The organism is Methanosarcina sp. MTP4, from assembly GCF_000970045.1.
Taxonomy (GTDB): Archaea; Halobacteriota; Methanosarcinia; order Methanosarcinales; family Methanosarcinaceae; genus MTP4.
Genome location: NZ_CP009505.1, coordinates 3240426 through 3257637 on the forward strand (window position 1 = coordinate 3240426; position 17212 = coordinate 3257637).

Here is a 17212-nt window from a genome sequence, read left to right on the forward strand (position 1 = left end):
GAGTCGTACGGGCAGGGATCAGCTGGATCCGCCGCTTTCCTTAACCGTTACCTTGGGTATTGCCCTATCGGGGGCCGGAACGGGTTTCAGGGTTGTCCGGAGCAGGCTTGTGCCTTCTTCCTTGAAGGAATATTTGGAGTTGTACTTTGCATTGAACGTGGAAGTGTAAGCAACCGTCGTCGTGTTTTCAGCGCTCACCTTTGCCTTGCCGAAGAGGAGCCCCGCAAGCCCTCCGGACTTGTAGCTGCCCTTGATCTTTGACTGGTTCGTGAACTTGAATTCGCTTCCGTACTTGAGCTCAAGGGAGCGTTCCCTCATCATCGTGATTGCCATCTTCACTTCGATGACAGACTCGGTGAACTCATAGAAACGGGGTTCGAGCCCGTAAGTAAGCAGGGACATGGGGCTGTCGTTCGTGACAACATTCGTAGCAGTCACGTTCCCGTCTTCGTCCACGGTTTCCTCGACATACATCACAACACTGCCGGCATCCAGCTCGGTTGCCGCAAGCGCCTGTGCGACCTGCACGGAGTTCATGTCGAGTGCCATCTGCCCTTCCGCAATTGCAAGAGCCATCTCTTTAATCATATCCCCGAACGGGACATTCAGCAATTCCTGACCAACGCTAACCATTTTCTATTCCCCTTTATAATTAAAATTCAAAGGATGGTAATAAATAGCACTTTATTGTTTATAAAAACTTTGTTCAAAAAATGAGATATAAAAATAAAAAATGATAATACATGAGAAAGATATTTAGAAAAATTAACTTAGAAGAAAATTAAGTGACCCGGCAACTAAATACGATTTTATTGCACACATCCTAACTTATCCGGGAGACATTACGGAAAAAGACGTGATAAATTGAGAGATGAAAACAAATCATATTTAAAAAATAAAATAACAGAAATCAAAACATAAAAATGAAAAAGGTTTAAAATATAAAATAAAAGGAATTGCAGAGTATCAGAGCGGAAAATAAATTGAAACCGGAAAACCCCTCAAAAAAGAAAAGGCAGGAACCCGATCGGATCAGGTTCCGGAGTCAGGTCAAAAACCCCCGGGAAAACCCCCGGGAAAAAGATAATCCGGAAAAAACGATTAACCCGGAGACAAAAACCTTTCAGCGCCTCAACCTGGCAAGCCGACGCAGAGTCAGTCTCGACCTCTTTTTAGAAATCACCAGATCAACGGGAAGCTCCGGGCCAGCGAAACATCCGTTTTTAGGGTTCTGGCTGAGCACCGTGCCGGGAGAAAACCGGGAAGCAGTTTCCAGAATATTTCCTACGTTAAACCCTTCCCGTTTCAGGACCTCTGTCGCCTCGTCAAGGTGCATGTTGACAACCAGGGGAACCTCTTTGACTTCTGCTTTCGAAGATATGGGAACTTCCAGCGGAACTTCCGGTTTCTGGACCGGAGAAGGTTCCGGCTCGGGAGGCTGTTTGGAAACAACAAGGTCAACGGGAATTGCCAGGTTGGCAATGCAGCCTGCTCTGGGGCCCTGGTGGAGCACCATACCGGGAGAAGCACGGGAAGAAATTTCAGAAATTTTCCCGACTTTTACACCTTTCCCTGTTAGAGTCTCAACTGCCCCTTCAAACGGAAGCCCGATGACTTGCGGGACCTTTTTGACCTCAATTTTTGGAGCTTGAGAAACAACAAGGTCAACAGGAATCACAGGGTTGGCAATGCAGCCGGATTTGGGGCTCTGGAAAAGAACCATACCGGGAGAAATTCTCGAAGAAATACGGGAAACCTTGCCGACATCTACACCCCCGGATCCCAGAGTAGCGACCGCCTCTTCAAAAGGCATACCGACGACACGAGGAACCTTTTTGACCTCAGGAACGACCTCTTTGGAAACAACAAGGTCAACGGGTATAATCGGGTTGGCGATACAGCCTGCTCCTGGACCCTGGAAAAGGACTATGCCCGGAGATACCCTGGAAGCAATTTCAGAAATCCTGCCGACGTCTACTCCTTCGCGGCCCAGAACATCAACTGCCTCTTTAAACGGAAGCCCGAGAACCCGGGGAACTTTTTTAACTTCAATTTTTGGAGCTTTAGAAACAACGAGGTCAACCGGGATAACAGGATTGGCGATACAGCCGGCTCCTGGACCCTGGACAAGGACTATGCCCGGAGACGCCCTCGAAGCAATTTCAGAAACCCTGCCAACATTTACCCCTTCCTTCTTCAGTGTCTCAATAGCCTTTGCAAAAGGCATATCGATGACACGAGGAACCCTTTTGACCTCCGGAATTACCCCTCTGGAAACAACAAGGTCAACCGGGATGATAGGGTTTGCAATGGTACCGGATTTAGGGCCCTGGAAAAGAACCACACCAGGGGAAGCCCTTGAAGCAATCCTCGAAACCTTGCCGATGTTTACCCCCTCACGTCCCATAATAGCAACTGCCTCTTCAAACGAAAGTCCGGTTACCCGAGGCACAGTTTTAACTTCAAAAACCACAGCTTTTGAAACCACGAGATCAACGGGAATCAGAGAGTTAGCAATGCAACCCGCCTTTGGGCCCTGGTGGAGCACTGTGCCGGGAGTAATCCCGGAGAAAATCTCGGAAATATTCCCCACTCTAATGCCTTCCTCATTCAGAATCTCAACTGCCTTTTCAAAAGAAACACCAATAACCAGAGGGATTTTCATAACATCGGTTTTTGGACAATTCAGGGCTCCGGGACGCTGGATAATAGGAGGTTTCAACTTAGGCCGCTCTCCAGAGACCACAAGGTCAACAGGGATCAGAGGATTAGCAATGCAACCTGCCTTAAGGCTCTGGTGAAGCACCCTGCCCGGGGAAGCCCGGAAGATAATCGTGGAAATGTTTCCGACCTTTATGCCTTCCTGTTTCAGAACCTCAACGGCCTCTTCAGAAGGAAGCCCGAGAACCGGAGGAACAGTTATGGAATCCTCTTTACGGGATTTAAGAAATCCGGGGCGCTGGATGATAGGAGGTTTCAACCTGGGCCGTTCTCTGGAAACCACGAGATCAACAGGAACCAGGGAATTAGCAATGCAACCTGCTTTTGGCCCCTGATGGAGCACCGTACCGGGAGTAATCCCGGAGAAAATCTCGGTAATTTTCCCTACTCTACTACCGTCCTCATTCAGAATCCCAACTGCCTCTTCAAAAGAAACTCCGATAACCCGGGGAACTTCCCGGACAGCTTTTTGTGGGGACTTTAGAGCTCCGGGACGCTGGATAATAGGGGGCTTCAACTTAGGCCGTCCTCTGGAAACCACGAGATCAACAGGAATCAACGGGTTGGCGATGCAGCCTGCTTTAGGGCTCTGGTGAAGCACCGTACCGGGGGAAATCGGGGAGACAAGCTCGGAAATTTTCCCGACCTTTATGCCTTCCGCGTTCAAGGTTTCAGAAGCATTTTCAAAAGTTAGCCCGATAATAAGAGGAACATTTTTGGCATCCGCTTTAGAGGATTTAAAAAATCCGGGACGCTGGATGATGGGAGGTTTCATTTTGGGCGCAGGTTTAGAGGGAGAGGGCGCAACCTGAGTCTCAGTTGAAACCTTAGCCGGAACATTGGAAACCTCGGAGGGGGCCTCGATGAGAACCCTGGCTGCGGCATCTTCGGGATTCGCCCCCAATCCCTCGGACAGAACAGCCTCAGATGCATCTTTTTCCGGGGAAACCGAAACCACCAGAATGATTTTGGAATTCAATTCTACTTCGGAACCTGGTTTGAGGCTCTGGGCAAAGATAAGCCCGGGTTTGCCTTCTGAGAGCTTTTCCCTGACCCCACCGAATTTAAGCCCGCAAAGTTCTATGACCGTTTTTGCGATATCAAGCTCAAGCCCCAACAGGTCCGGGACCTTCGATGGAAGGAATTTAGCAATGATAAGATCAACTGCCGAACCCCTTTCTGCCAGTCCCCCGCTTGCAGGAAGCTGGGAAATGACCATATCCTGAGGAATGCTGCTGTTCTTTTCCAGAATTTCCCCTGGCTTGAAACCTGCTTTTAGCATTATACTTTCGGCTTCCTTCTTTGAGAGCCCGACAAGGTCCGGGACTTCCCTGTAAGAGGAAGAAGAGGAAGAGGAAGAGGAAGAAGAAGAAGAAGAAGAAGCCGGTTTTTCAGGAACCGTCCCGAGGGAGAACTCGATAGTGCTGAGGTTTTCCGGAGGTATGATGTCATCGGCCTTTGGCATCTGGAACCTCAACTCTTCACCTTCGAAGGCAAGATTGGTCTTCAGGCTCACGTTCATGTTGCCGACGCTATACCCTGTCCCGGAGGGCGTCTTCTTAAGTTCCCGGTTAATTTCTTCAAGCGAAGTCCTGAAAGTGCTTACAAGGTTTACCGGCGTTAAGGCAGGCCTGGCTCTCTGGAGCACTAAAAGCCGGGACCGGAATTCAGAATTTTCCTGTGTAAGTTTTGCTGCCTGGGCTATAAGGGAAACATTTTCCTGCTCCAGAAGAAGTTTTTCCTGTTCCAGAAGGAGCTTTTCCTTAAGCAAGTTCAAAGAACTTTCCTTATGGCCCAGAGCCACCTTTTCCATGGATTCAAACTCGATCTCCAGCCGATTCAGGTCTTTCGAAAGGTTTGAAACCCGGGACTCAAGAAGTCCTTTTTCCTGATTCAAGAGAAGTTTCTCGGCAAGCAATCCCTCGAAACGTTCTTTATGACCCGAAGCTACCTTTCTCATGGATTCGAGCTCATTTTCCAGCTTCGCCAGGTTTTTGGAAAGATTTGAAACCTGGGATGCAAGAGCCTCTTTTTCCTGCTCCAGAAGAAGTTTTTCGGAAAGCAGCCTCCCGGAACTTTCTTTATGCTCCAGAACCACCTTTTCCATGGATTCGAGTTCATATTCCACTCTTCTCAGGTCTCTGGAAAGCTTTTCAACCTGGGCAGTGAGAGCTTCATTTTCCTGCTCCAGAAGAATTTTTTCATCAAGTAACTCCTCGAGACTTTCTTTATTATTGGAAGGTGAATCCCCCTCCGATCCAAGCTTAGTCTCCAGTCCTTCCAGGTTATTCATGATAATAGCATAACTGCCACTGTCAATTGCCCCTATTCTATTGAAATTTTCCAGGTTATTCTTGAGTTCAACAATCTCCTCCATTTCATTCCTCCTGATAGACCATTTAATCCTCCCGGGCCTTTTTAGACGAAATAAGGATGGATTTTCCGGTCTTAATGTAACTTAAACCGCAAACACCGCAGCTGTACAGGGAACTATGAAGAAGCATTGAGAGGCGCCGCATAAATGAGAAGCTCCAAACATGAGACCCCTTTCAGGGACATGCTCTCCCCCGAGCTTCATTGAAAGCGACATCTTAAGCCAGGACCGGTTTTAGGGATATGACACCAGGATACCGAAATACCCGGATACCATACCCCCACCATTTCCTCACACGAGTCCATTTCGAGATGGAGCCGATAGAGTCCTGCAAAGAAAACTGCAGAATCCTGATATAGAGAACCCGGCTTCCCCCCAGAAGCCTTGAAGAGAGGAGTGACTATCACTTCCTCAATTCCCCCCATATTAGCCACACTAACAGCACCCCAGAACGTTTGTTGTGAAAGGTGCATCAGTACAGCCTATTCCCATTATAATTAAATTTCAAATGACAATGAAGGATAGAACTTCATCATTTAAATAAACTTTGTTCAAAAATTTAGCATTTAAAATAAAAAATGAGAGAATTTTGTTGAAAAAAGTTTTTAGAGTTTGCCCCGAAAAATTAGACCTGACAACTCTACAACATACGGAAACGTCCGCGGCACTAACTCGGTAAAGATCATACTGCCAGCGGAGAGAGAATCTCACCGTTTTTTATACGTCCCTGAGCTTTCGAAAGGCATTCGAGGGTACAGTAAACAGCCTTTTCTTCCGCACTTTTCAGGACGACAAATTCATTCCCACAAACCGGGCAAATCTTTCTTATGTATTCCATTCAGATACCACCTTCTATTTTTCAGTATGTAGCTGACTTTTTATCAGGTATCAATGGCACTTTTTGTATTTTTGAGCACACACTAACCCCACGTTGATGAATAAAAAAACATCAATCACGAAAAAAGAAAAATTTGAAAAAAGAAGGATTTATGGAAGAACTTATAATCCCTCTTTCCTGCGCCCGAATATGAAGACAAGACCGAGGATGGCTGCCACAGGGAGAGCGACGGTCGGGAATTCTGGGATTTGCACCTCATAAGTCTCGATACCATAATCGAAATCATCTAGTTCTGAGCCATCGTCCGTATAGTAGTCATCACTTATATCTTTTACACTGATAGTACCATCGTTAGTACCTTTTATCTGTACAAGATAGCAATAATCTTTTGAGGCCTCTGCTGTATAACCAAAGCTAGTTTCACCAGACGTCCAGCCAAGCCACGTAGAACCATCATTTGAGGTCTGTACCTCAATTGGACCACTGGCTACTTTCACTGAAAATGTCCTATCGTGCGTCCCATCTGGAGGAAACTGAGAGTAAAAGATGTCGGAAACCTCCATTTTTACTGTTACCGGAGTACCATCCGCAGGAATCATTATAGGTCCAACGATCTCATTACCAGACAAATCGCATAACTTAATCTTCGCAGGTGACGCAATAGCCGACCCGGCAAGGGATAGAATAAGCATCCCACTTACCAATAGTAATAGTATTTTCTTCATTCATAACAACCCCTATACCATTCGGAGTGATACCTCCTATGGTTTTCAACTAAATAACTTCTAAATACTCCACATTTTTTAGTCTGATTTAATATAATTTCATTTAGACAGTCGTTTTTGGGACAAATTGAGGGACATTTGACGGATAAGTTTAATGAAATTAAATTCACCCAGTTGTTTTTTAGTCGCATGGGGAAAATAAAATATTGTAGATTATTATCTGTAAAGATACATTTGAATATTTTTATTTAATTCCCCGAAATAAAACCGTTTTTCATCATTTCAAAATGTTATATATTCAAAAGTATAAAAGGATGTTCAAAAAAAATATATAAATTAAGATTTTATAGTCGAAGAGTATGGACAGTGTAATGGGCGAATAAAACAAAAAATTAAATGTGTATTGAAATCGATGTATGGACATCCATTTATATTTGGGTCATTTAACTTCAACATGAAAAAATATTTAAGATTCCAGATAATTGCTTGATTAAAAACAAAATGACAAAAAGATTATTATAATGAAGTAGTGTCAATTTTTGATAAATATATTTACGACGTGAGAAAGATAATTAAAAGCTGAAACTAAAATATGCAGGAGTAAGGACTATAGAGGAAAAAACTAAAGGATAAAATTTAGTCCTGTCCACAAAGATTCCTGTTAATTTCTATTTTGTCTGAACTTGCTTCTGGCGCATATCTCCGGAACCTCCGGATAAATAAAAAACTATTTTAATACATAATTTAGTCCGGGTGTTCGACTGTAAATGAGCCTGAACCTTCTATTGTTTCAGAATCCAGCGTATATCCGGTTACGGAGACTTTGTGAGCCCCTTCATTTATATCGCTTCTGATTTTGGCCGTATATATATACTCCCCGTCTTCGGAATAAGTAAGGTAAACCACATCGATATCCTCATTGGCTGATATGGAAACATAAGGCTTGCTTTTTAAAGCTGTTGAGGGCGTGACTCTAATCTCGAGTTCGCCTTTGTCAATAGTCTTAGGGCTGATCTCAATCTCAAAATCAGAGAGAGAGTTGTCAACGAGCAATTCGTCAAACACGGAGACAGAATTGGAAAACATGTCCATACATACTGCTTCCACATATAATATGTCGCCATGGTCTACCACATATCTACCTCTCCAGACCAGACTATCCGAAGAAGTCATCTCCACAAACTCAGGGTCCCAGTTTTCAATGGTGACAAGACAGAACTGCTCCTTAAGAGGCGCTGAAGAGGTTACAGTAAACCATGCGCCATCCTTGCACGGGTTTGGAGTGATATCAAGCGTAATTTCCGGAAGCCCACTGTAAACTGCGGTTTTTGTGTCTGGTTCAGTATGCTCCGACTCCCAGTTCCCGGCCCTGTCAACCGCTTTAGAACGGAAGTAATACGTTTTGCCGGGTTTTCCAGTAAATATTGCAGAATTTGCAGTTGTTTTAGAAATCCAGGACTCCCAGCTGGTCCCATCAACACTATAGGAAATGTTATACCCGGCAATTCCCGAACCTTCATCAGTTCCGTTCCACTCAACTTTAAAGGTCTCATTGTTCATGTAAAGCTGAAGCTCCAGGACCTTTGAAACCGGGGGGATGCTTTCGACAAGATACTCCCCTTCCGTGTAGGGAGAGAGTTCTTCAACAGACTTGAGAGAAACACTGTCCCAGAGCACCTCTACGGGCACAAGTTCGGAGTTTCCGATTTGTATTAAGCGGAGAGTTAGATTATTTGTGCCCTCTTTCAAGGAAACGGGAACCTCAATGTGCTGCCAGCCCTCATCCCCGGAGATCCCGTCTTCCCAGAGGACTTCATTGTCCAGAACGATCTGCTTGAACTGGGTATTCCCCACTTCAGTGGGTCCTGAACTGAAGTTGTCTTTCACGAAGACAGAAACCACTGCCATGGTATTTTCCTGACAGTATATACTTTGAGAGAGTGACCCGGAATGCTGCGCAAATTCGGAAAAAGTCCCGCTGTATGAATTAACTATCCGGTATGCGAAGGAAGAATCCACACCCGAACTATTTACATACGAACCGTTAATGAATTCCATGCTTGAAACAAAATTCCAGCCTGTAGAGGATTCCATATCTCCGTTTACAATTACCGGAAGCCGGGCAACGTCCCCGTATTTATCCCCGAGGTGAGTGAGGGAGTTATTGTTCTGCAGGTAGAGATGAACAGACCTGTAAGGGAAGTATCCCACCTCTTCTTTAAAAAGTGCAAATTCAAGTTTGGACCTGTCATTTTTCAATTTTTGACGGGTATAGATCAGGTTTTCCTGCCAGGTACCCCCGTCTTCGACGGGAACGTTTAATTCTTCAATAACCTGCCCATCTACTTTCATCTGGAGGATATAATTGACTTCCTGAAGTTCATGATTGTCTATTCCAACCGTAACTGTGAGAGGGATATCGATAAAACTCTCAGAAGGGTACCCTTCGGCTTTCCCTTCCGGCCCCAGGAGGTACAGTGACGTAAACGTTTCCTTTTCACGGGTCATCTTGGCATATACAAGCATTCCGCTTGCAATTATTATTGAACCGATCAGGGCGATTACCAGAGCTTTTTCGATTTCAGGGGGAAGAGGCATTTCTCTGGTTTTAGCATTAGCTTTAAGATTGGAATTAGATTTAGAATTAGATTTAGAATTAGATTTAGAATTGGATTTAGAATTGGAATTAGACTTAGTATCGGTAGATTGAGCTTTCAGACCTTTTGCTTTGACTTTACTTTTTGACCTGTGAAAACGCCTGCTTTCGGCAGGTACAGGAGTTTCTTCCAGAGACCCGTCATTTTCATTAGCCCCATCATTTCCATTAATCTCTTCAGACCGGATCTGTTCTATGAATTCTTTTATCGAAAAGGAAAACTGTTTATCTTCGTCCCGGAGTTTCCTTGTAAAAATTGCAATTATGCTGAAAAACACCGTCATGCCCAGGATGGAGACGACGATTGGAGCAGGACGATAACCCCAGGGCAGCAAACTTATAAAAAAACCGTCAAAAACCGTGAGTACAAGACTGAAGCCGACACTTAATGTAAAGCGTTCAATGCCGCTGATTTCTTCATTTCCGGGAAAAAGTGCAGCTATAAATGCATAACCTGGAATGAAAAAAAAGAGAGATAAAGCTATCGGGATCCTGAGAAAAGTATCATTGAATGGAGGGATAAGTACGAAAAGGACCCCAAGACATGAAAAAATAGTAACTGCAAGCAAATCTTCAACAAAAATACATTTTTTGAAGTTTGGCATTATGCCATAAAGTAATTCACCAAGAGATATAACTTTTCCTAATTATATTTACCAGATTTTCGCAGGGGGATCAAGTATAATATGATAGAATACAGCCATAGTATACTACCGGTCTTAAAATAGTTATAGAGATTTGTTTCCAGGCACATTTCATTTTTTGAGGGGGCACTTTTTGCAAAAATGATTTAGATTAAAATCGAAAGTTTCATAAGAGCCATTAAGTTATCTATATAATGGTTATTAATTTTTAAATGAAATAATTATAGTTGATATAAATATATTTATTATGTGAATATGTTTATAATGTAAATATATTCAGCCGGATTGTTTCAAAAAATAAAGTGATTTTGTAAAGTTACAATAATCCGGAACTTTAACCGTAAGTCAAAAAACTATATGGGGGTTATTATGAGCAACAGGTTTGGAGCATCTCTGTTTTTTGCAGTTCCTTCGGCTCTCCTGATCCTGCTCGCAGGGCTTACAAAAAACGCTATTGTCGTGGTAAGTGTAGCTTTCCTGATGTTTATCCTGAGCAGTTATATCTACCTTTCAGCCGGTTGCTTGATTCTCAAATTGTATAAAGCCCGGAAAATCCAGAGAAGTGAAAATCCTTTATTGTACTCGATTCTGGAAGAGCTTTCCAGCAGGGCGCAGGTCCGAACCCCCGAACTATACAGCTTTGAAGCCGAAATTCCCGGAATGTTTACGGTGGGAAACGGAAGCAAAGCCTTCATCGCCATTTCAACGTCAATGTTTGAAACCTTTGACGACCTGAACCTGGAAGTTTTGCTGGCACATGAAGTAGGACACATAAAAAACAGGGATGTCAGCCTGAACACAGTCACCGCACTTTTTGCCGGGGCGATAATGCTCTTTCCGGAGCTTGCAATATGGGGCTCAATCCTCTCCGGGTTCGGGCAGCCCCATGACCCGGCACCCAGGTTCTTCAGGTTTGCAGCAACAGCCCTCGCAGCCCCCCCCGCGGCAACCCTGGTACAGCTTACAAACCCCCAGAGAAGGGAACTCGAAGCCGATGAAGTTGCCATCAAGCTTACCAGGAACCCCCAGATCCTTGCCAAAAACCTCGAATATCTCGAAAATTACATTCCCTTCCAGCCGGTCACCGGCAAGTTCAATCCGGGACATTTCCACCTCTTCAGCACGCACACCCAGCGGATCAGAGGAGACCGTGCCATGTTCATATCTATGTTTGACACACATCCCGATACCGGGGACAGGGTAATGCACATCCTCAACTATTCAAACTATAAAGAAAACGGCATTTTAACTACAAGGTATTCCAGAGTCCCGGGATTTTTTGATTCGAAAAGCTGGAAACTTGCCATGGGAACGAGTTTTGTCGCTTACATGATGTTTTTGTTCGTTATCATAGTCGTGGTTACTTTTGCATTGAAGGACTTCAACTTCCTTATTAACGGGGGTATTGCCGGGGCATATGTAGGGTCAATCCTACTCTTTATGAGAATTACTGCAAAGGTTACTCGAAGAAAACCCCAACAAAAATGTTTCCTGCCAGTATATAAAAGAATTATCCGGAATTCAAGGCAGGCTTTCAAGCATTTTGTAAAAAGATAATTATAGAAAGATAATGAAGAAAATCTGAATTGCCTGATAGCAAAAACGTTTGTATTTGCCGTAAATTTTGTTTTTGCCGCAAGTTTTGTCTTGCCTCTTTGCCACAAGTTTTGTTTTTGCCACAAACTTAGCTTTTTAGCTCTATCAAATACATTATAAAAGCTGCAACTACTGCAAATATAATCCATCCGAGATGCGTGTGCACAAGCATCATTGCTTCCTGTCCGTACATATAAGCGGTGAAATAGAGAACTACTACCCGAAACAGGTTTGAGATGTAGGCGACAAGCACACAAAATCCGAGCATCATGAGGGTCTTATTTTTATTCAGGTTTTCAATTCTGCTGTATCCGAAAACAATCCCTATTAAAAGGAACATGGAATACAGGCCTGAACAGGGCCCTCCGATAACCAGGGTCATTTCTTCAACTCCGCTTATCCGAACGGTTTCCGTTGCAACCACTTCGAGAGGAATACCTGCCAGATTTAAAACTCCCACTGTGGGAAGAAGTATGAAGTAGTGGTCGAACTTGTGAAGGAAATCGATGTTAAAGAAAGCAAACATAGTGTAAAAGATAAGGTAAAGAATAACAAAAACAGATGAAATATACGCACCAAACCTGGAGACCCGGTTTATCTGGGGGTTTTGGAGCTGGGTCCCGACCAGGGAAGCTCCGAAGAATACCGTCATGACGTCAAGGGTCCCAAGTTCCCCGCCATTTTTGAAATTATAGGCAAGGTCTGCTGCTACTATAAAAGCCCCCACAACAAAACAGGTTTTTGATTTTTTCAGGAGACCTGAATCCCCCAGGTTCTTGAAGTCAATCCTTGTCAGCAGAAACACGGAAACAAGGAACAGAACAACTCCGACAACAGTCGAGCCCTCACTAATTTCAACAGCCATCCCGGTAAAAAGTGCCAGTACCAGCAAAATAAGTATCAGGTTTTTAGTTTCATTCCCCATTACAAGCTCTCATTTCAAACTCTCATTTTTGCACTTATTTATTCTATTTTGTATTAAGCCTTTTAAATATTTCTTATCGATTGCCAGGAAATTAGACCAGGGAAACCGAAATAACCCTCAAACAAAAAAACAACGGAAAAAATACCCACTTGCAAAATATTCTACAGAAGAAAATCACAAACTAAATAAACAAATTCAATCTAAGGGGATTATATAAAGCTGAAAATTTGCAAAACAGAGACTATTAATGTTTATTTACTCCGGAATATTCCCAACCCGGAAAGGAAAATAAACTGTGACTCTCCTGCAAAAATGAATGATTTGGGGGCAGATGGTGAGGGATTTCACCTTAAAAAAATATGAATTCCTGCTGCAGACAATCAGAAACACGGATTACTCCACCTGCACGGTACGGGATTTCCTGAAATTAGAACCCGAAAAGTGTATAATACTCAGGCACGACGTGGACCGGGCAGTCAGGCGGAACCTGGAAATGGCAAAGCTTGAGCACAGCTACGGAATAAAGTCAACCTACTATTTCCGGCATGTGGAAGAAACATTCAAACCCGAGATCATCCGCCAGATGGCAGACATGGGGCACGAGATCGGCTTCCACTACGAAGTAATGGACAAGGCAAACGGGAACCCCAAAAAAGCAATCGAGATATTCAAAGAAGAACTCGAAGACCTCAGGAAAGTAACCGAAAACATCACCGAAATAAACACGGTATGCATGCACGGAAACCCCCTCAAGCCCTGGTCAAACCGGGATCTGTGGCAGAAATACGATTTCAGGGATTTCGGAATTCTGGGAGAGCCTTACCTTTCAATCGATTATAACAAAGTCCTCTACCTCACAGACACCGGACGGACCTGGGCAGATTTGAATATCAGAGTAAAAGATACGATTGACGGGGCCGGAGTTAATGCAGCATGCACCGACCTTAAGATCATTTCCTCTACTGATGACGTCATCCGGCTGATCCAAAGTGAAAAAATTTCCCGGATATGCCTGCTTGCACATCCCAACAGATGGTGTGATGATTTTGGGGGTTGGGCCAGGGAACTGGCATTCCAGAACATAAAAAATGTCGGGAAAGCGGGAATTGTGTGGTACAGGAACAGGGTTCAAAAAAGCAGGAATTACGGGGTTTAACGATGATTGAAATTAAAGATTCAATCGACCGGGAAAAATGGGATGATTTTGTATTCAAGCATCCAAAGGGGAATATTTTTCAAACAAGTTATATGGCAGATGTTTACAGCTCAACTAAGAACTATGAGCCAATTTCCCTGGCTGCAGTTGAATCAGAGAATGATGAAATAGTGGCAGTTCTCCTGGCAGTAATCATCAGGGATGCCTCGGGAATGATCGGAGCTATTTCTTCAAGATCAATAATTAATGGCGGCCCTATTTTTATCGAAGATAAAAAAGGATTCGAAGCAGTTACAAAACTGCTCAATTACTATGAGCAGGTTCTTCAAAACAGAGCGATCTACACCCAGATACGCAATATATGGGACATGGAAAACTCCAGAAGTACTCTGGAACCCCTCGGATACCAGTACGAACCGCACTTAAATTACCTTATTGACCTCGACCGTCCCAGCGAAGAGATGTGGAAAGACATCCACAAACCCCGCCGAAAAGGGATCAACAGGGCTGAAAAAATAGGCATCAAGCTTCGAAAAATTGAAAATAAAAATGAAATAAAAGACTGTTACAGGCTAATTGAGGAGACCTACAAAAATGTAAGGCTGCCTCTTGCAGATATTTCTCTTCTTGAAAGTGCATACGAAAAATTCTTTGATATAGGATTTATTGATTTCTACCTGGCCACTTTAGATGGAGAAGTTGTCGGGTCCAGAGTGGTTTTGAAGTACAAAGGCCTGGTCCACGACTGGTATGCAGGTTCAAAACAGGAAATAAATTATGTTAATGAGGCGGCTGTGTGGCACATGCTGTGTGAGTATGCCGAAAAAGAAAAAGTGTTTGATTTCGGGGGAGCAGGCCATCCGGGCAAGCCCTACGGCGTAAGGGAGTTTAAAAAGAGGTTTGGCGGGAAGGAAGTCAACCATGGGAGATATAAGAAAGTCCATAATAAAAGTAGAGAAGAAATTATGAAATCGGGATTGAAAATTTACAAAACTGTTGGGAAATACATGAACATAAAAGCATAATTATTCAAAACCAATAATTCAATTCGAGAGCTAAGGGGATGAATTTCATTAAACCAAATCCGATGTTGATTCCGCGGTTCAATATAGACTATGGTACGAAAGATTTCGTGCATTCTCTAATGAATCTCAATTCTGAAGCGGATATTACAAAAATAAAAGAACTATTTCACAATTCATCCATAGGATTTACCAATAGCGGAAGAACATCCCTTTATGTAATACTGAAGGCTTTAGATCTCCCCCAGAATTCAAACATTGGCGTTCCACTTTATTGCTGCCCGAGTGTCTTTGACGCTATAATCCAGGCTGGTCACAAGCCACTATTTCTTGATATAGATCCTGACAATTATACAATAAGTCCTGAGCACCTTGAAGAGAAAATTGAAGAAATCGAAGCCGTTATTGCAATACATACTTTCGGAAGGCCTCCAGACCTGGACAAAATCCAAAAAATTGCAGGCGAGAAGCCGGTTCTTGAAGACTGTGCACATGCCCTTTTAAGTAAATATAAAGGAAAACTGACAGGAACGATCGCAACTGCAGGCTTCTTCAGTTTCCGAACTGGTAAGTACATCTCAGCCGGAGAAGGAGGGATGGTAACCACCAGAAATCTGGAGCTTGCAGAGAACATAAAAAAAGAGATACAGAAACTACCAGAACCTTCCGGCACCGACAAAATCAAACACATAATAAAAACCTGTGCACGTTCCACATTATATCACAGACCGTGGTTCGGATTGGTATCGCTGCCAATAGGGAGCAGGATTGAAAATAAAGTTGACCTGATGAACAAGTACTCATTCAAAACTGCAAAAATCCGAAATACTGACCTTCAGGTTGCTGCTAAAAAGATACAGAGTTTCCAGGAAAAAGTCGAAAAGCAGAGAAAAAATTCTCAATATTTGATCGAAAATCTGAGAGACACTTGTCTAAAATTACCCTTCGAAACTAAAGATACTTACTGCAACTATTACCTTTTCCCGGTACAAGTAGAAAGCCAATTAAAGAGAGATGAAGTTAGTGAGTTACTCAGAAAAAAAGGAATAGATACAGCCAAACTCTTCAGTAAAACACCTGAGATAGCGAAAAAGAATTATGGGTATAAAGAAGGCTGCCCAAATACCGAAAAAGTTGCAGAAAGCATACTTGTTATACCTAATCATTTTACTCTTAAAAAAAGAGAGCTTGACCATATAATAAATGCAATAAAAATGACAGGGTGGGCTAAGGTTTGAGGGTTTTATTTGATGTAGGACATCCCACGGATGTCAATGTATTCAGGAATGTCATAAAAAAGTTAGAAAAAGAAGGACATTCAACAAAGGTAACGGCAAGAGATAAAGAAAATACTGTTGAGTTACTTAAGACATATGGTTTAGACTACGAAGTCAGCCCACATTATAAAGGTATGATGAACAAAGCCTTAGGGCTTCCAAGAGCTGATTATTTCGTATATAAAGTAGCAAAAAAATTCTCGCCGGATGTTTTTGTTAGTGCAGGAACACCTTATGCTGCGCAGGTTAGCAAAATGTTAGGAAAACCCCATATTGCTTTTCCGAACACCGAGCATGCTAAACTTGCTATATATTTAAGTAAACCCTTCACCGACCTGATATGTACACCTACTTTTTTTAAAAGGGATTTTGGTAAGAAGCAGAAACGCTTCAACAGTTTTAATGAGCTAACTTATTTGCACCCCAATCATTTCACTCCTGACGAGAGTATTGTAGAAGAACTGGGACTTCAGAAAGACCGTTACGTTCTCATCAGATTCTCAGCTCTGGATTCACATCACGACCTATCAGCAAAAGGGTTCGATTTCAAAAACGAGGGCGAGGTGCTAGAATTCATAGAAAGAATTGAAGATTTTCAGAGAGTAGTTATTACATCAGAACTAAAAATGGGAAGTAAATTCGAGAAGTACAAACTGAATGTACCCTCTGACAAATGGCACGATTTTCTCTACTATGCAACAATGTACATTGGAGAGGGAGCAAAAACCGCCTCTGAAGGTGCAATACTGGGAGTTCCTTCAATATATGTTTCGAACACAAGGAGAGGATATCTCGATGAGCTTGAAGAAAGATACGATATGGCATATACAATTCCTAACAAAGATGAAGCACTCACTAAAGCGATATCCTTGCTTAAAGAAGAGAATTTAAAAAAGCTGTGGCATTCAAAGAGAGAAAAAATGCTTGATGAGAAAATTGACATTGTGGAATTTATAATGAGTGTTATCAGAGAACATGGAAAAAAATAAAATTTTTCATAAGGTAATTTGTGTGAAATCAAATTGTGGGCAACCACCCCGCCTAAAGTACGGGGTATGCTTCGAGCCGCCTGCCCGGTTTCTTGGGAAGTTTTTAGTATGGTTTAACAAAGTTTCCTTAATATTAGAGTAACAATTCGAACTCCTGTAATCATGATACCAAGAAACCTCAAATTAAAAAGGAGTAAGGGATTATCTATCTAAAGGAGCACAAAAAAAAGTGCGAGGGTTCACTTCATCCCCGACCTGAAGAGCGGGGTATTCGTGGCCCTCCGTGCTC

General features: G+C 43.0%; 11 protein-coding genes. 5 read left to right on the forward strand and 6 right to left on the reverse strand.

Translation table 11 applies throughout. The features are described 5' to 3' along the window. Positions 1 to 18: 18 nt before the first annotated feature. The 5 genes from MSMTP_RS13560 to MSMTP_RS13580 all read right to left on the reverse strand — a co-directional run bounded on the left by MSMTP_RS13560 (position 19) and on the right by MSMTP_RS13580 (position 9919). On the reverse strand, positions 19 to 633 hold the full coding sequence (locus tag MSMTP_RS13560) for a hypothetical protein (RefSeq protein ID WP_048180430.1): 615 nt from the start codon (positions 631 to 633) through the stop codon (positions 19 to 21). A 490-nt stretch (positions 634 to 1123) separates the two neighbouring features. Then, positions 1124 to 5098, reverse strand: a complete 3975-nt coding sequence (locus tag MSMTP_RS13565; RefSeq protein WP_048180433.1) for a PASTA domain-containing protein — start codon at positions 5096 to 5098, stop codon at positions 1124 to 1126. A gap of 679 nt (positions 5099 to 5777) precedes the next feature. Beyond that, positions 5778 to 5933: a hypothetical protein gene (locus tag MSMTP_RS19760; protein ID WP_197076089.1), complete on the reverse strand. Its 156-nt coding sequence runs from the start codon at positions 5931 to 5933 to the stop codon at positions 5778 to 5780. Positions 5934 to 6094: 161 nt separating this feature from the next. Continuing rightward, entirely contained in the window at positions 6095 to 6658 is a 564-nt protein-coding gene (locus MSMTP_RS20045) for a PEF-CTERM sorting domain-containing protein (RefSeq protein WP_052718404.1), read from the reverse strand. 744 nt (positions 6659 to 7402) lie between these two features. Then, complete coding sequence (locus MSMTP_RS13580; RefSeq protein WP_048180439.1) at positions 7403 to 9919, reverse strand: DUF1616 domain-containing protein; 2517 nt, start codon at positions 9917 to 9919, stop codon at positions 7403 to 7405. 408 nt (positions 9920 to 10327) lie between these two features. Here MSMTP_RS13580 and MSMTP_RS13585 point away from each other — a divergent pair, with 408 nt between their 5' ends. Continuing rightward, positions 10328 to 11515, forward strand: coding sequence for a M48 family metalloprotease (locus MSMTP_RS13585; RefSeq protein ID WP_231582790.1), 1188 nt, complete (start codon positions 10328 to 10330; stop codon positions 11513 to 11515). A 127-nt stretch (positions 11516 to 11642) separates the two neighbouring features. Here MSMTP_RS13585 and artC read toward each other — a convergent pair whose 3' ends face one another. Next, positions 11643 to 12479 carry an archaeosortase C gene (gene artC, locus MSMTP_RS13590; RefSeq protein WP_048180442.1) on the reverse strand — a complete coding sequence of 279 codons (837 nt, stop codon included), beginning with the start codon at positions 12477 to 12479 and terminating at the stop codon, positions 11643 to 11645. A gap of 331 nt (positions 12480 to 12810) precedes the next feature. Between artC and MSMTP_RS13595 the strand changes: the two genes are divergently transcribed. The 4 genes from MSMTP_RS13595 to MSMTP_RS13610 all read left to right on the forward strand — a co-directional run bounded on the left by MSMTP_RS13595 (position 12811) and on the right by MSMTP_RS13610 (position 16923). Further along, the gene (locus MSMTP_RS13595) at positions 12811 to 13635 is read left to right on the forward strand and encodes a hypothetical protein (protein ID WP_048183621.1); all 825 of its coding nucleotides are present in this window, start codon (positions 12811 to 12813) and stop codon (positions 13633 to 13635) included. A gap of 2 nt (positions 13636 to 13637) precedes the next feature. After that, a complete protein-coding gene (locus MSMTP_RS13600; RefSeq protein WP_048180445.1) occupies positions 13638 to 14660 on the forward strand; it encodes a peptidoglycan bridge formation glycyltransferase FemA/FemB family protein in 1023 nt (340 codons plus the stop codon). Between the two features lie 119 nt (positions 14661 to 14779). Further along, entirely contained in the window at positions 14780 to 15895 is a 1116-nt protein-coding gene (locus tag MSMTP_RS13605) for a DegT/DnrJ/EryC1/StrS aminotransferase family protein (protein ID WP_197076090.1), read from the forward strand. Beyond that, a complete protein-coding gene (locus MSMTP_RS13610) occupies positions 15892 to 16923 on the forward strand; it encodes a DUF354 domain-containing protein (protein WP_048180450.1) in 1032 nt (343 codons plus the stop codon). Before MSMTP_RS13605 ends, MSMTP_RS13610 begins: the two co-directional genes overlap by 4 nt. Positions 16924 to 17212: the final 289 nt, after the last annotated feature.